We start from the raw sequence: 16,308 nt of genomic DNA, 5'->3' as shown, positions 1-16,308 counted from the left end.
GTTCAACCTCGAATACCTGCTGACCGGCGGCCGCGACGGGCGCCGGGCCGACAGGCCGATCTACATGTTCTACGACTGGCTGCCCGGCGGCTGGGGCGGGCGCAACGGCAAGGACGGCAGCAACGTCACCACCGCCTGCTTCGGCACCGGCCTGATGTCGCAGCCGGTCGAGGGCCAGGAGCGGGCGAACCCGATCCTGACCACCGAGTACGAGATCCTGACCGACTCCGCCGGGCCCGGCCGCTGGCGCGGCGGCGCCGGGGTGCGCAAGACCTCGGTGATGCTCGAGGCCGAGGGCAGCGTCATCTCCTACATCTGCGACCGCGAGCGGGCGGTGGTCTGGGGCATCGAGGGCGGCCTGCCCTCCATGCCGCACGGGCTCTCCCTCACCCGCGCCGGGCAGGACGAGGAATGGCTCGGCTCGGTCTTCTCCGACGTGCCGATCGGGCCCGGCGACACCTTCAGCCGCCCGACCGCCGGCGGCGGCGGCTTCGGCGATCCCCTCGAGCGCGACCCGGCCAAGGTCGTCGAGGACGTGGCCGACGACTACGTCTCGGTCGCGCGGGCAGCGAAGGATTACGGCGTGGTGATCCGGGTGATCGACGCCGAGCTGTGCTGCTACGAGGTCGATGCCGTGGCGACCGAGGCGCTGCGGGCCGAGATCCGCGGGCAGCGCCGGGGCTGGCTCGAGACCGATCCCGAGCACGTTGCGGAAGAATACCGGGCCGGGCGCCTCGACACCCTCGACGTGGTGCGCCGCTACGGCGTGCTCCTCGACTGGGACAAGGGCACCCTCCTGCCGCGCTCGACCGCGCAGTTCCGCGAGCAGTTCGCCACGCGCTCGGCCGCGTCGTGGCGCGACGCCTGAGCCTCGGGCGGCGCCTGCTCACGCAGCGGGCAGGCGTCGCTCAACATTCCTGCAAGCCTTTACGTTGACAGACAATATCGACTTATTAAACTGTCCACTGTCTGCAATTCTTGTATTCGAAAGCAGATGGTTGGTTTTCGATCCGCCCCGGCGCTTGCCGCCCGCAGGAGGAAGACCGTTCATGTCCCGAATGCCGGAGACGAGCGCCGTGCAGAGGCTGATCGACACGTTGAGCTTGTCGGATCAGGTGCGGCACTACTTGCTGGACGCGCTGACCTCCGGGCGCCTGCGCCCGGGCGACCGCATCAACGAGGCCGAGCTCGCCCGCACGCTCGGCATCAGCCGCAACCCGGTGCGGGAGGCCGTCTCGGGCCTTGCCCAGCGCGGCTTCCTGGTCTCGGCGCCGCGGCGCGGCCACTTCCTGCGCCGGTTCACGCCGCAGGACGTCGACGACGTGTTCTCGTTCCGGATCTGCGTCGAATCCTTCGCGATCCGCCAGGCCCTGCCGCGGATGCGCAGAGCCGACCACGACGACCTCGCGCGCCTCGTCGAGCGCATGGCGGCGGCCGCCCGGGCGGGCCGGCTCGCCGAGCTGCACCAGACCGACATGGCCCTGCACCGGCGGATCTGCGAATTGTCCGGCAACCGCCAGACCCTGCGGGCGCATGAGGGCATCGACACCGAGGTGCAGATGCTCATCGCCTACGTCGACCTCGAGCGCGAGCCGCCGCTGCACTCGGCGCTCGCCCACCTGCCGATCGTCGAGGCGCTGGCCTCCGGCGACGTCGAGCGCTCGGTCGCGGCGATGCAGCACCACCTCGAGACGACCTGGGCCTTCGTCCACCGGATGTACGGCCGGACCGGCCGCGGCGAGCCGCTGGTCGGCGCCGAGGGCGCGCCGCCGAGCCAGGGTCGGAGGATACGGGGATGAAGTTCGCGCCGAACCGGCTCTACGTCGAGAGCTACGCCAAGTGCCCGAATTGCGGCATCCTCCTCTACGAGAACCCGGCCAACGAGGCGCCCGAGACCGTCCGGGCGAACGGCAGGACCTACTGCTCCGCCTGGTGCGTCACCTGGGAGGCGGAGCGGGAGGAGCGGCGGCGTGAGGCGCCCGAGACGAAGTCGTGATTCGTGATCGTCCCAAGAGCCTGTTTGGCTCGCTCGACACTATCGACACCCACCACGTCATTCCGGGGCCGCGCAGCGGAGCCCGGAATCCAGAACCGCGGATGGCATTCCAGAATACCCGTCGGCGTTCCGCTCGAGTCTGTCCCACCTAGAGTGTCTGGGCGTGCCTTCGGCACTCCGGGCTCCGCTGCGCGGCCCCGGAATGACCCGGAGGATGTCAGTTCTTTCGGGGATCATCACACGGCTCAGGGAGATCGATTGCCCTGTCACCCGTCGACCTCGGGATGAGGTTGCGGGCCGTGCGAAGTGACCGGTGCTGTCCCGTCGACAGCCTGGCTCGACGCAAGACCACCAAGCGATCCAGCGCGGCCCCCGGGCCGCGAACGAGAGCGGCTGCCTGGCTCCGCCCCGGCGACGCGCGAGCAGACCAGAGGCGGCCGGTGCGCCCGGCCTTCGCGAGGAGGACACGATGACTTGCAAGCGGATCATCGGCGCGGTGCTGGCCACGGCCCTCGCCCTCGGGGCACGGCCGGCGGCGGCGGCCGACGGCATCACCATCGGGCTCGCGGTGGCCTTCTCCGGCTGGATGGAGGCCTATGACGGCGAGGCCGCCAAGATGGCCCAGCTCTGGATCGAGCAGACGAACCAGAAGGGCGGCCTCCTCGGCAAGCCGATCAAGGTCGTCACCGCCGATACCAAGACCGACCGGGTCGAGGGTGCCAAGGTCGGCAAGCAGCTGATCGACCAGGGCGCCAACCTGCTCCTGGTCTCGGCCGATTACGATTACGGCGCCCCGGCCGCGCTGCAGGCCCAGAAGGCCGGGGTGGTCTCGGTCTTCATGGGTGCCTCGGACCCGAAGGCCGGCGTGATCGGCGTCGGCCCCTATTCCTTCACCGCCAACAATGCCGGCCAGCTCGAAGGCGCCGTGATGGCGGGCTGGGGCTACGCCAAGAAGGGGGTGCGCAAGGGCTACATGCTGGTCGACGAGACCATCGAGTACAACAAGTCGGTCTGCGCCGGCTACGAATGGAACTTCCCGACCGTCGGCGGCAAGATCGTCGGCCAGGACACCTTCAAGGGTCTCGATCCCACCATCAACTCGCAGATCACGCGCCTCAACGACGCGATCCGGACCGGCGGCGTCGACCACGTGATGCTGTGCTCGACCAATCCGGGCGCGGCGAGCGCGGTGCGCCAGCTGCGCGCCGCCGGGGTGAACCTTCCGGTGTTCAGCGCCACCGCGATGGACGGCACCTACTGGCTCAACTCGACGCCGGGCCTGAAGGACTTCTACCTGCCGGTCCAGGCGCTCACGGTCAACGACCCGCGCGCTCCGGTGAACGAGCTCACCGCGGCCTACGCCAGGAAGTACGGCAAGCCGCCGACGACCCAGTACGCCTACCCGATCTACGCCTATCTCGACCTCTGGGCGAAGGCGGTGACGACGACCGGCACCACCGACGCCGCCAAGGTCGTCGCCGAGCTCAACAAGGCCGACAACGCCCCGACCATCCTGGGGCCGCGCACCTTCACGCCGAAGCTCCACATCCAGACCAAGATGCCGATGATCGTCGTCTCCTACGCCGACGGCAAGGAGAGCCCGGTCGAGGAATGGACCATCAAGGAGACCATTCCGGACGCCGTCCTCTACCGGCTGAAGAAGTAGCCGGCTCCTCAGACGCAGGGACGGTCCTTCCATGCAGCACGCTTACGCCGAACCGGCGGTCAGGGGCGTCGACCGCAGCCTGACCAACGCCTCGGAGCTGTCCGCGGACGGTCTCGTGGTGCGCTTCCAGGGTCTCGCGGCGATCTCGGGCGTCAGCCTGACCCTGCACCGCCACGAGGTGTTCGGGCTGATCGGCCCGAACGGCGCCGGCAAGACCACCCTGGTCAACTGCCTCACCGGCTTCCAGCGCCCGACCGAGGGGCGGGTGCGCCTGGGCAAGACCGACACGGCGGGCTGGAGCGCCGCGGAGTTCCGCGCCCGCGGCGTCGCCCGCACCTTCCAGGCCGGCCGGCTCTTCCGCGACATGAGCGTGATCGAGAACGTCGAGGTGACGGGGGCGGGGCTCGGCCTGTCGCTCCGCGCCGCCCGCGAGCACGCCCGGGCGATGCTCGACTGGATCGGGCTCGCCGACAAGGCCGGCCTGCCGGCCGGCGCGCTCGCCTATACCGACCAGCGCCGCCTCGGCATCGCCCGCGCCCTCGTCCTGTCGCCGGCCTTCCTGCTCCTCGACGAGCCGGCCGCCGGCATGTCGGACGCCGAGTGCGAGGAGCTGATGGAGCTCGTCGCCTCGATTCCTTCGACCTTCACCTGCGGCGTGCTCTTGATCGAGCACAACATGCGGGTGGTGATGGGCATCAGCCGGCGCATCCACGTCCTCGACGGCGGCCGGACGCTCGCGGTGGGCACGCCCGACGAGATCCAGCGTGACGAGGCGGTGCTCGCCGCCTACCTCGGCATGGAGGCCTGACGCCATGGCGCCGCTCCTCTGCGTCGAGAACATCCATGTCCGCTACGGCGACCTCGTCGCCCTGCGGGGCGTCTCGCTGTCGGTCGCCGAGGGCGAGGTCGTCTGCATCATCGGGCCGAACGGCGCCGGCAAGTCGACGACGATGGCTGCCATCGCCGGCGGCGTCGTCCCGCATGCCGGCGACATCCGCCTCGACGGCGCCAGCATCCGGGGCGAGCGCCCGGAGAGGATCGCCCGGCTCGGCGTCTCCCTGGTGCCGGAGGGGCGTCACATCTTCGGCACCCTGACGGTGGACGAGAACCTCGCCATCGGCGGCCAGCTCCGCGGCGACCGCGCCGCGGCGCGGGCCGACCGCGAGCGCATCCTGTCGCTGCTGCCGCGCCTCGGCGAGCGGCTGCACAGCCCGGCCGGGCGGCTGTCCGGCGGCGAGCAGCAGATGCTGGCGGTGGCCCGCGCGGTGATGACCCGGCCGCGCCTCCTCCTCGTCGACGAGCCCTCCCTCGGCCTCGCGCCGAAGATCATCGACCAGATCTACGAGATTCTGCTCGACCTGCGCCGCCAGGCCTCCCTCACCCTGCTCATCAACGAGCAGAGCTCGACCCGCATCCTCAAGCATGCCGACCGCATCTCCGTCCTGCGCGGCGGGCGCATCCAGCTCGAGGGCCGGGCCGCCGACCTGAAGGACGGCGAGGCGATCGCCCGGGCCTATTTCGGCTTCGGCGAGCGGGCGGCCCAACCGGCGGAGGCCAGCGCGTGATCCCGTTCCTGCAGAACCTCGTCGACGCCGTGAGCTTGGGCAGCATCTACGCCCTGGTGGCCCTCGGCATCGGGCTCCTGTTCGGCATCCTCCGGCTCATCAACTTCGCCCACGGCGACTTCATCACGGTGGGCGCCTACGCGCTGATCGTGCCCTCCGCCGACGTGACCGCCCGCCTCCTCATCGGCGGCTGGCCCTGGCCGGTGATGATCCCGACGATCTGCCTCATCGTGATCGTGGCGGCCCTCCTCACCGACGCCCTGGTGTTCCGCCCCCTGCGCCGCGCCTCCCCGCCGAGCCTGATGATCGCCTCCTTCGCGGTCAGCTACATCATCCAGAACGGCGTGCTGATGGCCTACGGCGCGCGGCCGAAGGCCGTCGACCTATGGAGCGGCGCCAACAGCCAGATCCTGATCGGCGAGCTTCGGGTGCCGATGCTCCAGCTCGTCACCCTGGTGGTGACCCTCATGCTGATGGGCGGCCTGACGCTCTTCCTCAAGAAGACGCCCTACGGCATCCAGATGCGGGCGGCTGCCGAGGATTTCCGCATGGCGCAGTATCTCGGCGTGCGGGGCAACCTGGTGATCGGGCTCGCCTTCGCGATCAGCGGCGTCCTCGCCGGCGTGGTATCGCTCCTCACCACGACGCAGTCCGGCTCGCTCAGCCACACGATGGGCGTGCCGCTGGCGCTGTTCGCCTTCGTGGCGGTGGTGGTCGGCGGCATGGGCAGCCTCGTCGGGGCGGTGGTCGGCGGCTTCACCATCGGGCTCATCGTCACGATGCTGCAGGCCTACCTGCCGCCGGACCTGCGCGCCTTCCGCGACGCCTTCGCCTTCGCCTTCGTGATCCTGGTCCTGCTGGTGCGCCCGAGCGGCCTGGTGCCGGCCCGCAGCGCGATCGAGCGCGTCTGATGGAGACCATGATGCGCCTCCTCGCCCGCCATCAGACGCCCCTGCTGCTGATCCTGCTCCTCGGGCTGATCGCCACCGTGAGCCTCGTGGGCGGCGACGCCGTGCAGGTGACGCTGACCGAGATGTTCATCCGGGTCGTCGTCGTGGTCGGCCTGTCCGTCTTCATCGGGAATTCCGGCATCATCTCCTTCGGCCAGGTCGGCTTCATGTGCATCGGCGCCTACGCGGCGGCCTGGGCCACGGCCGAGCCGTCGTTCAAGCAGATCATGCTGCAGGGCCTGCCGGTGGTGCTGCAGGAGAACCAGCTGCCGTTCTGGGCCGCGATCCTGGGCGCGATCCTCCTGCCGGCCGTCGTCTCGTTCGGGCTCGGCCTCGCGATCATGCGGCTGTCGGGCACCGCCGCCTCGATCGCCACCTTCGCCTTCCTCATCATCGTCAACAGCGTCTACGCCAACTGGGATTCGGTCACCGCCGGCGTCAGCTCGATCGTCGGCATCCCGACGGTGGTCGGCCCCTGGACCGCCTACGCCTTCGCAGGGCTCGCGATCCTCGCGGCCTACGGGTTCCAGGTCTCGCGCTTCGGCCTGATGCTGCGGGCCTCCCGCGACGACGAGGTCGCGGCGAGCGCGTCCGCCGTGAAGGTGGTGCGGATGCGCCTCGTCGCCTTCGTGCTCAGCGCCGCGATCACCGGCATGGGCGGCGGGCTCTACGCCCAGTTCCTCGGCATCCTGACGGTCGACCCGTTCTACCTCAGCCTGTCCTTCATCACGATCGCCATGCTGGTGGTCGGCGGGCAGGCGAGCCTCACCGGCGCCGTCACCGGGGTCGTGGCGGTGACGGCGGTGGTCGAGGTGCTGCGCCTCCTCGAGCGGGGCATCGCGCTCGGCGGGACGATCCTGGCGCTGCCCGCCGGCAGCCAGGAGATCGGGCTCGGCCTCGTCATGGCGCTGATCCTGATCTTCCGCCCCAACGGCCTCAGCCGCGGCCGCGAGCTCGTCCTGCCTTCGGGCAGGCCGGCCCCCGCCGCCCCGGCGGGCCTGAGCCCCCGGCCGGAGGCGGCGTCCTAAAGCCCGCGCGGCGAAGCTTCGCGTGGCACGCTTGAACGAAGCCGACATCCGCATCGCGAAAGCGACCGCGCGGCGGTTGCCGGAAGCCATCGGCCGGATTTCGGATGACAGCCCGGAGGATGCCCGTGACCGAGACTCCCACGGAGACCCCAATCCCCTGGGCGGCCGGCGCCGCCTACATCGACGGCCGCTTCATGCCGATCGCCGAGGCGGCGATCCCGATCACCGACTGGGGCTACCGCCGCTCCGACGTCACCTACGACGTCGTCGGCGTACGCGACGGCGCCTTCTTCCGGCTCGACGACCACGTCCGGCGCTTCCGCGCCTCGATGGAGGCCTTCCGGCTGAAGCCCCCGGAGGACGACGACGCCATCAGGCGCGTGCTGCACCGCTGCGTCGCCCTCGCGGGCCTGCGCGACGCCTACGTGGCGATGGATTGCCTGCGCGGGCGCCCGCCCGCCGGTGCGCCCTATCACCCGGCCCATGCCCGCAACTATCTCGCGGCCTTTGCGCTTCCGTGGATCTCCCTGGTGCGGCCGGACGTGATGGAGCGCGGCGCCCACCTGGTGGTCGCCGAGACCCTGCGCATCCCGGCCCGCTCGGTCGATCCGCGGGCGAAGAATTTCCACTGGGCCGACCTGACCCGGGGCCAGTTCGAGGCCCACGACCGCGGCGCCGATTTCTGCGTCCTCCTCGACGAGGACGGCCACGTGACGGAGGGGCCGGGCTTCAACCTGTTCGTGGTCGCCGACGGCGGCCTGGCGACCCCGGATGCCGGCGTGCTCGAAGGGCTGACCCGCCAGTCGGTGATCGAGCTCGCCCGGGAGATGGATCTCGCCGTCGCGGTCCGGCCGGTGACCGTCGCGGAGCTGCGCGACGCCGACGAGATCCTGCTCGTCACCACCGCCGGCGGGATCATGCCGGCCTCGCGCATCGACGGGCGGATCATGGGCAACGACCGGCCCGGCCCGGTCTTCCGGCGCCTGCACGACGCCTTCTGGGACAAGCGTGCCGCCGGCTGGCACGCCACCCCGGTCGACTACGCCTCAGGCACCGCCTGACGAGGGAGGACGCACAATGGCCTACCGGCTCGGCATCGACATCGGCGGCACCTTCACGGACTTCGTCGCCTACGACGAATCCGGCCGGGCGCTCCGGGCGTGGAAGAACCTCTCGACGCCCCAGGACCCGATCCAGGGCATCATGACGGGTCTGCGCGCCTTCGGCGACATCCCGGCGATCCGGGCCATCCGGCTCGGCACCACGGTGGCGACGAACGCGCTCCTCGAGGGCAAGGGCGCCCGGGTCGCCTACGTGACGACCCGCGGGTTTCGCGACGTACCGTTCATCGGCCGCGGCAACCGGCGCCACCATTACGACCTCGCCTGGGTCAAGCCGAAGCCGTTCGTGAAGCGGCGCGACGCCCACGAGGTCGACGAGCGGGTCGGCGCCGACGGGTCGGTGCTCCAGCCCCTCGACGAGGCGGCGGTGGCCGACCTCGCCGACCGGCTGAAGGCCGAGGGCGGAGTCGAGGCGGTCGCGGTGGTGCTGCTGCACTCCTATCTGGCGCCGGAGCACGAGCGGCGGATCAAGGCGATCCTCGCCGAGCGCCTGCCCGGCGTGCCGGTCTCGATCTCCTACGAGGTGCTGCCGAAGTGGAAGGAGCATTTCCGCGCCTCGACCACGATCTGCGACGCCTTCATCAAGCCGGTGGTCGGCCGCCAGCTCGGGGCGATGCGCCGGCAGCTCGACGAGCAGGGCGTCGCGGCGGGCATCGTCGTGATGCGCTCGAACGGCGGCGAGATGAGCCTCGAGGCGGCCGTCGCGCAGCCGATCCAGATCGCCGTCTCGGGCCCGACCGGCGGGGTCATCGCCGCCAAGCGCGTCGCCGCGCATCTCGGCCTGCCGAACCTCGTCACCCTCGACATGGGCGGCACCTCGACCGACGTCTCGACAGTGGTCGATGGGCAGGAGAAGTTCACCACCGATTTCGAGATCTCCTGGGGCCGGCCGATCCAGGTCCCGATGATCGACATCCGCACCATCGGGGCCGGCGGCGGCTCGATCGCCCGGATCGATGCCGGGGGCATGCTGGTGGTGGGTCCCGAGAGCGCCGGGGCCGATCCGGGGCCGGCCTGCTACAACCGCGGCGGCACCCTGCCGACCGTCACCGACGCCAACGTCGTGCTCGGCCGCATCGGCGCCGGCAACTTCCTCGGCGGCGCCATGGCGCTCGACGCGGAGGCCGCCCGCGCGGCGATCGCGCCGATCGGGGAGGCGCTCGGCCTCTCGGTCGAGCAGGCGGCGCTCGCCATCGTGCGGATCGCCAACAACAACATGGTGGGGGCGCTGCACACGGTGCTGACCGAGCAGGGCCTCGACCCGCGCGACTTCGTCCTCGTCGCCTTCGGGGGCGCCGGCCCGCCCCATGTCGGCGACCTGATGAGCGAGGCCGCGATTCCCCGCGGCCTGGTGCCCAACTTCCCCGGCCAGTTCTCCGCCTTCGGCTTCACCATGGCGGATGCGCGGGTCGACCGCGCCCGCACGGTGCAGCTCACCTCTCGCGCCTTCGACCGCGCCCGCGCCGCCGCCGCGATGGGCAGCCTCGTCGCCGAGTGCCGGGACGAGCTCGCGGCGCAAGGCCACCACGCCGTCGCGATCCGGCGCAGCGTCGAGATGCGCTACCTCGGCCAGAACTACGAGCTGGAGATCCCGACCGAGGCCGATTCCTTCACCGAGGCCGAGGTCGCAGCCCTCTTCGCGACCTTCCACGCCCAGCACGAGGCCCGGTTCGGCTTCCGCCTCGACGACCCGATGGAGATGGTCAACTTCCTCGTCACCGGCACCGCCCGCACCGGGGACCTCGACTTCCCCGCGATCCCGGAGGCCGACGGCCCGGCGGTGCCGCGCGGGCGGCGCCCGGTCTGGTTCGGCGACGGCTTTGCCGACACCCCGGTCTACGCCCGCGACGACCTGCGGGCCGGCCACGCCCTGGCCGGGCCCGCCCTCGTCGAGGAGGCGGCCTCCGTCACGGTGCTCGACCCGGGCAAGAGCCTGACGGTCGACCGCACCGGCAACCTCCTGATCACCGCCTGAGCACGGGAGCCCCCGCCATGGACATGGTCTCGCTCAACATCGTCGGCGGCATCCTGGTGTCGATCTGCCGCGACATGGGGGTGACGCTGATGCGCACCTCCTACTCGACGATCTTCTCCGAATCCCTCGACTTCACCTGCGGCCTCGCCCTGCCGACCGGCGAGCTCGTCGCCACCGGCGATTTCTGCCCCTCGATGATCGGCGGCATGCCGCTCCTCCTGCACTCCTGCGTGCAGGAGATCGCCCTGTCCGAGCTCGAGGAGGGCGACGTCCTCGTCCACAACGATCCCTACCGGGGCGGCCTGCACACGCCGGAGCACACCTTCTTCAAGCCGGTCTTCGTCGAGGGCAGCCTGATCGGCTTCTCGGTCGCGATCGGGCACGTCTGCGAGGTCGGCGGCATGGCGCCGGCGGGCTTCGCCGGCGAGGCGACCGAGGTCTTCCACGAAGGCCTGCGGGTGCCGCCGGTGAAGATCAAGCGGGCGGGGCGCGACGTCGACGACGTCTGGCGCCTGATGCTCGCGAATGTCCGCACCCCGCGCTACAATTACGGCGACTTCCGCGCCCTCATCGCCGCGACCGATCTCGGCGAGCGGCGCATGGCGGATCTCGTGCGCAAGCACGGGGTCGCGGCCTTCCGCGAGCACGTCGCGGCGCTAATGGACTATTCCGAGCGCCGGATGCGGGCGGAGATCGAGAAGATCCCGGACGGGCGCTACGTCTTCGACGACTGCATGGAGGATGACGGCATCGAGGACCGGGCCTTCACCATCCGGGCCGAGGTCACGGTGGCGGGCTCCGACATCGTGGTCGACTATCACGGCTCCTCGCCCCAGGCGAAGGGGCCGATCAACGGCACCCTCGGGGTCGCCTACGGGGCGGCCTACAACGCGATCCTCCAGCTCACCGATTCGACGATCCCGAAGAATTCCGGCTGCTTCCGGCCGATCCGGGTGCTCGCCCCGCCCGGCACGGTGGTGAACGTGAACTTCCCTGGCCCCTCGGTCGGCGGCAACACCGAGACTCACTGCCGGATCGCCAACTGCGTGATGGGCGCGCTGGCGCCGGGCCTCAAGGAGCGCTCGGCGGCGACCGACGGGGCGACGCACAGCAACTTCCTGTTCGGCGGTACCGACCCGCAGACCGGCGAGTTCTTCTGCTGCTACGACCTCACTCCGGTCGGCTGGGGCGGGCGCAGCTTCGCCGACGGCAACGACGCGGTCGGCGGCATCAACGGCAACTGCCCGCACATCCCGGTCGAGGTGTTCGAGTACCGCTTCCCCTGGCACGTCGAGGAGTTCCGCCTCGTCGACGGCTCGGGCGGACCCGGCACCTTCCGGGGCGGGCTCGCCCTCTCGAAGACCGTGCGCAGCACCGGCACGCCGATGACCTTCAGCTACATGAGCGACCGCCAGAAGGTCAGCCCCTGGGGCCTGCATGGCGGGCACGCGGGCGCGAAGGCCGAGCTCCTGATGATGCGGGCGGGCAGCGGGGAGTGGCTCACCGTCGCCGAGGCCTTCGGCAAGGTCTCGCCGAGCAAGTTCGCCAACGTGCCGATCGCCCCCGGCGACCGCATCCGCATCAGCTCCCCGGCCGGCGGCGGCTGGGGCCCGCCGGAGGCGCGCGACAGGAGCCGCGTCCGCGACGACCTCCTCGACGGGTTCATCACGCCCGAGCAGGCCCGCACCGTCTACGCGGCGGGCTGAACGCCGCCCCCTTCACACGCTCCTCGGAAAAGGCGCTCCCGATGACCCTGCTGCCGAACTCCCTCCAGGCGCGCGACGTCGCCTATCACTTCCACCCCTACACCAATGCCCGCCGGCACGAGCGGGTCGGGCCGATGATCATCGAGCGCGGCGAGGGCATCCACGTCTACGACGACCAGGGCCGTGCCTACATCGAGGCGATGGCCGGCCTGTGGAGCGTCGGGGTCGGCTTCGCCGAGAAGCGGCTGGTCGAAGCCGCCGCCCGGCAGATGAGCCGGCTGCCCTACTATCACACGTTCACCCACAAGGCGAACGAGCCGGCGATCCTGCTTGCCGAGAAACTGGTGCAGATGTCGCCGGCCGGCCTCGACCACGTGTTCTTCACCAATTCGGGCTCTGAGGCCAACGACACGGTGGTGAAGCTGGTCTGGTACTACAACAACGGGCTCGGCCGGCCGGACAAGAAGAAATTCATCGCCAGGACGGGCGGCTATCACGGCATCACCATCGCGGCGGCGAGCCTGACGGGGCTGCCGACCAACCAGCGCGGCTTCGACCTGCCGCTGCCCTTCGTGCGCCACGTCACCTGCCCGCACCATTACCGCAACGCGCAGCCCGGCGAGACCGAGGAGGCCTTCGCCGACCGGCTGGCGACGGAACTCGAGGCGGTGATCCTCGAGGAGGGGCCGGAGACGGTGGCAGCCTTCATCGGCGAGCCGCTGATGGGCGCCGGCGGCGTGCTGCCGCCGCCCCGCACCTACTGGGAGAAGGTGCAGGCGGTCTGCCGGCGCCACGACGTGCTGGTGGTCGCCGACGAGGTCATCAACGGCTTCGGGCGGCTCGGCACGCTGTTCGCCTGCGAGCATTACGGCATCCGCCCCGATCTCCTGGTCGTCTCAAAGCAGATCACCTCGTCCTACCAGCCCCTCGCCGCGGTCCTGTTCAGCGATGCGATCTACCAGGGGCTCGCCGACCACACCGAGGCGCTGGGCAATTTCGGCCACGGCTTCACCGGCAGCGGCCACCCGGTGGCGACCGCGGTCGCGCTCGAGAACCTGGCGATCATCGAGGAGCGCGGCCTCGTCGCCAACGCCGCCCGCTCCGGCGCCCGGCTCCAGGAGCGGCTCGCCTCCTTCGCCGACCACCCGCTCGTCGGCGAGGTCCGCGGCGTCGGACTGATCGCCGCGGTCGAGCTCGTCGCCGACAAGGCGACGAAGCGCAAGTTCGACCCGCCCGGCCGGGTCGCGTTCCACCTGTTCGAGCGGGCCCAGGAGCACGGCCTGATCGTCCGGGCGATCCAGGACACGATCGCCTTCTGCCCGCCGATGATCATCACCGAGGACGAGGTCGACGAGGTCGTCGCGCGCTTCGCCCGCGCGCTCGAGGACACACGGGCCTGGGTCGCGGATTCCGCCTGAGCGGGATGTGGCCGAACTGATGGCGCGGCGCACGGCTGGCACCTGCTTGTTCCAGGGCGCCCTGCTCGCCAAGCCGGCGCTGGCGGCCCTGCCCACTGCTCGGTGTCCGAGTGCCGGCGTCCCGCCGAGACCGTGAAGCCGCGTGCGGCCTGAGGCTGTCGCCCCTACCGGCAGACGCGGGCCTCTCAGCCAAACAGGGAGGGCGCAGCACACATCGCGCCCACATCGAGAAGCTCAGGCACGACAGGGCGGTAGCGTCCGTGCGGGTCGTTGGACGACGGCCTGCCGCGACGGCGCACCACCTCTCGCTCGAAGGCGAGAAACGCGAGGGTCTCACCGCCTCCGTTGAGGAGCGGCCGCACGTCGATCTCACACAGGTAGGCTTCGCCCGACCTGCGATAATTCTGCAGAACACCGTGGAATCGGCCTTCGGCCCGCAGCCTGCGGGCGATCAGACGGGTGTGCTGCATGGCGGTGCCAGGGCCCTGCAGCAGCCTGGGCGACGCTCCGAGCACCTGCGCAGCGGTGTACCCGCTCATGCGTGCGAACGCCGGATTGGTGTACAAGATCGTCGGACCAGGACGCTCGAGATCAACATCGGTCATGACGACCGCCATGGTGAGCGGTTCGGCAAAGGTCCTGATCAGATCCACGATGGTCACGGCCGCGCTCCTCTCTCGACGAGAAGCTAATTCAGGGATCGTTAAGCACTGCTTGCTCAGGCGCGCTGCATTGAACCAGGCGACGCCGCGTAAATTCAGGAGTTGTTAGTGAGCCGCATCACACTCTCGAATTGTGGCGCATGGTCGAACACGCTCTGGTAGAGCGTGCTCATTGAAGGTGCGTCAAGCCTGCAACGAATCCAGCAGCAAGGCCCGACGCCGATGATCCACCAGCTCGTCTACTACAGCCGCAACACGGTGCCCGGGGGCGACCGCGCCATGCTGACCAACATGCGCGAGATCCTCTCGGTGTCCCAGCGCAACAACAGCCGCGACGGGATCACCGGATTTCTGATCTTTGATAAAACCTGGTTCGTTCAGGTTCTTGAGGGCGAGCGTGCCAGGGTCCTGGAGACCTATGGTCGAATCGCGAGAGACACTCGGCACTCATCCGCAACGATCATGAATGAGTGCGACACGCAGGCGCGGCTTTTTCCGAACTGGACGATGGGCGGCGCGATGCGCACGCCTGAGGTCCAGGAAGTCTATCTACAGCACGGGTTCGGAGGACCGCTGGATCCTGTCCGCCTCAAGTCGGAGCAGATCGTCAGCCTTGCGCTGGATCTGCAAGCGTACGAGGTAAGCCGGCGCCAGGGACAGAGACTCGCCAGCTGACGCCGACCTTCAAGCATCGGCGCGCCTGGGGTGAACCGCTCCGGGTTTCCCGGAGGCTCCAACTTCTGAGAGGATGGAGCCATGACGAAGCGAACAGCCCCGTTTTCGCCTGAGGTGCGCGAGCGTGCCGTGCGGATGGTGCGCGACCACGAGGGCGAGCACGGGTCGCAGTGGTCGGCGATCCAGTCGATTGCCGCGAAGATCGGCTGCTCGGGCGAGACGCTGAGGAACGGGGTGCGCCAGTCCGAGCGTGATCAAGGTGTGCGACCCGGTCAGACGACGGACGAGCGCGAGCGGATCAAAGCGCTGGAGCGAGAAGTTCGCGAGCTACGCCAGGCCAACGAGATCCTGCGCAAGGCGTCAGCGTATTTCGCCATGGCGGCGCTCGACCGCCGGTCGCGGCCATGATCAGCTTCATCGACGATCATCGGGCAGTCTACGGGGTCGAGCCGATCTGCAGGGTGCTGCCGATCGCCCCGTCGACCTACTACCTGCATGCCGCCCGGCGTACTGACCCCAGCAAGCAACCGGTTCGTGCTCGCAGCGACGCCGTGTTGATGATCGAGATCCAGCGCGTGTTCGAGGCGAACTTCTGCGTCTACGGTGTGCGGAAGGTCTGGCGGCAGTTGGCTCGGGAGGGGATCGTGACCGCTCGATGCACGGTGGCGCGGTTGATGCGTAAGATGGGCTTGGCGGGAGTGGTGCGGGGCAGAACCGTTCGCACCACGATCCCCGACCCGGCCGCAGCCTGCCCGCTCGACCGCGTCAACCGTCAGTTCAAGGCTCCCCGGCCGAATGCTGTGTGGGGTCAGTGACTTCACGTACGTGGCGACGTGGTCGGGCTTCGTCTATGTGGCCTTCGTCATCGACGTGTTCGCCCGGCGCATTGTCGGCTGGCGGGCCTCACGCAGCGCTCACGCGAGCTTCGTGCTGGATGCCCTGGAACAGACGCTGCACGAGCGTCGTCCCGTCCAGGGCAGCGGGCTGGTGCATCACTCGGACCGCGGCTCGCAATACTTGGCTTTGCGCTACACTGAGCGCTTGGCCAAAGCGGGCATCGAGCCGTCGGTCGGCAGTGTCGGCGACAGCTACGACAATGCCCTCGCGGAGACGACCAACGGCTTGTTCAAGGCGGAGGTGATCCACCGGCGCGGCCCATGGCGCTCCTTCGAGGCGGTCGAGTACGCCACCCTGGAGTGGATCGACTGGTACAACCACCGCCGCCTGCTCGCGCCGATCGGCAACATCCCTCCCGCCAAGGCCGAGGCCCGCTATCATACCCACGTCGGCGACCAAGCCTTGGCCGCCTGACCCAAGACAAACAGCCTCCGAGAAACCCGGAGTGGTTCACATTCTCGACCTTCCTGGAGCCGCGGCGCATGGCCGAGAAGGCGCTCACCGCCGTGATCCAGGAGGCCTACATCCAGGACATCTCGACCCGCTCAGTCGATGACCTTGTTATACCCTCGCGCCTTGGCATCGACACGTCGATGCGAAGGCGTCCGGCGCATCAGCGCCGGCGCCCGTTCGGGCGTGGCGTTCCGCC

General features: G+C 69.8%; 14 protein-coding genes, 1 pseudogene and 1 other annotated feature. Of the genes and pseudogenes, 14 read left to right on the top strand and 1 reads right to left on the bottom strand.

Features of this window, described 5'->3' with window-relative positions; translation table 11 throughout:
• From VQ02_RS13755 to VQ02_RS13700, 12 genes are all read left to right on the top strand, one after another.
• The coding region (locus VQ02_RS13755) for a hydantoinase B/oxoprolinase family protein (protein WP_048444773.1) at positions 1–868 on the top strand (868 nt) is incomplete at its 5' end.
• 181 nt (positions 869–1,049) lie between these two features.
• Entirely contained in the window at positions 1,050–1,799 is a 750-nt protein-coding gene (locus tag VQ02_RS13750; RefSeq protein ID WP_083469203.1) for a GntR family transcriptional regulator, read from the top strand.
• Positions 1,796–1,996 carry a hypothetical protein gene (locus VQ02_RS13745; RefSeq protein WP_048444772.1) on the top strand — a complete coding sequence of 67 codons (201 nt, stop codon included), beginning with the start codon at positions 1,796–1,798 and terminating at the stop codon, positions 1,994–1,996. The genes VQ02_RS13750 and VQ02_RS13745 overlap by 4 nt, the downstream gene beginning before the upstream one ends.
• 469 nt (positions 1,997–2,465) lie before the next feature.
• Positions 2,466–3,662, top strand: a complete 1,197-nt coding sequence (locus VQ02_RS13740; RefSeq protein WP_048444771.1) for an ABC transporter substrate-binding protein — start codon at positions 2,466–2,468, stop codon at positions 3,660–3,662.
• A gap of 31 nt (positions 3,663–3,693) precedes the next feature.
• Positions 3,694–4,470, top strand: coding sequence for an ABC transporter ATP-binding protein (locus VQ02_RS13735; RefSeq protein WP_048444770.1), 777 nt, complete (start codon positions 3,694–3,696; stop codon positions 4,468–4,470).
• 4 nt (positions 4,471–4,474) lie between these two features.
• The gene (locus VQ02_RS13730; RefSeq protein WP_048444769.1) at positions 4,475–5,227 is read left to right on the top strand and encodes an ABC transporter ATP-binding protein; all 753 of its coding nucleotides are present in this window, start codon (positions 4,475–4,477) and stop codon (positions 5,225–5,227) included.
• Complete coding sequence (locus tag VQ02_RS13725) at positions 5,224–6,138, top strand: branched-chain amino acid ABC transporter permease (protein ID WP_048444768.1); 915 nt, start codon at positions 5,224–5,226, stop codon at positions 6,136–6,138. Before VQ02_RS13730 ends, VQ02_RS13725 begins: the two co-directional genes overlap by 4 nt.
• Positions 6,138–7,205, top strand: coding sequence for a branched-chain amino acid ABC transporter permease (locus tag VQ02_RS13720; RefSeq protein ID WP_053080360.1), 1,068 nt, complete (start codon positions 6,138–6,140; stop codon positions 7,203–7,205). Before VQ02_RS13725 ends, VQ02_RS13720 begins: the two co-directional genes overlap by 1 nt.
• Before the next feature lie 125 nt (positions 7,206–7,330).
• Positions 7,331–8,266 carry an aminotransferase class IV gene (locus tag VQ02_RS13715; RefSeq protein ID WP_245239725.1) on the top strand — a complete coding sequence of 312 codons (936 nt, stop codon included), beginning with the start codon at positions 7,331–7,333 and terminating at the stop codon, positions 8,264–8,266.
• 16 nt (positions 8,267–8,282) lie between these two features.
• Entirely contained in the window at positions 8,283–10,301 is a 2,019-nt protein-coding gene (locus VQ02_RS13710) for a hydantoinase/oxoprolinase family protein (protein WP_048444766.1), read from the top strand.
• 17 nt (positions 10,302–10,318) lie between these two features.
• Positions 10,319–12,007 (top strand): hydantoinase B/oxoprolinase family protein, encoded by a 1,689-nt coding sequence (locus tag VQ02_RS13705; RefSeq protein WP_048444765.1) that lies wholly within the window; start codon positions 10,319–10,321, stop codon positions 12,005–12,007.
• A gap of 41 nt (positions 12,008–12,048) precedes the next feature.
• Positions 12,049–13,425, top strand: a complete 1,377-nt coding sequence (locus VQ02_RS13700) for an aspartate aminotransferase family protein (protein ID WP_048444764.1) — start codon at positions 12,049–12,051, stop codon at positions 13,423–13,425.
• 185 nt (positions 13,426–13,610) lie between these two features.
• Here VQ02_RS13700 and VQ02_RS13695 read toward each other — a convergent pair whose 3' ends face one another.
• Positions 13,611–14,087 (bottom strand): PAS domain-containing protein, encoded by a 477-nt coding sequence (locus VQ02_RS13695; RefSeq protein ID WP_048444763.1) that lies wholly within the window; start codon positions 14,085–14,087, stop codon positions 13,611–13,613.
• A 222-nt stretch (positions 14,088–14,309) separates the two neighbouring features.
• Between VQ02_RS13695 and VQ02_RS13690 the strand changes: the two genes are divergently transcribed.
• Together VQ02_RS13690 and VQ02_RS13680 are read left to right on the top strand one after the other, a co-directional pair.
• Complete coding sequence (locus VQ02_RS13690; RefSeq protein WP_048444762.1) at positions 14,310–14,762, top strand: BLUF domain-containing protein; 453 nt, start codon at positions 14,310–14,312, stop codon at positions 14,760–14,762.
• An 81-nt stretch (positions 14,763–14,843) separates the two neighbouring features.
• Positions 14,844–16,073, top strand: a pseudogene (locus tag VQ02_RS13680) (IS3 family transposase).
• Positions 15,125–15,241, top strand: a sequence feature (AL1L pseudoknot). Its footprint overlaps the pseudogene before it by 117 nt.
• Positions 16,074–16,308: the final 235 nt, after the last annotated feature.

The sequence above is a fragment of the Methylobacterium variabile genome (assembly GCF_001043975.1).
In the GTDB taxonomy this organism is placed as follows: Bacteria; Pseudomonadota; Alphaproteobacteria; order Rhizobiales; family Beijerinckiaceae; genus Methylobacterium; species Methylobacterium variabile.
This window is presented reverse-complemented; position numbering and strand designations above follow the sequence as displayed.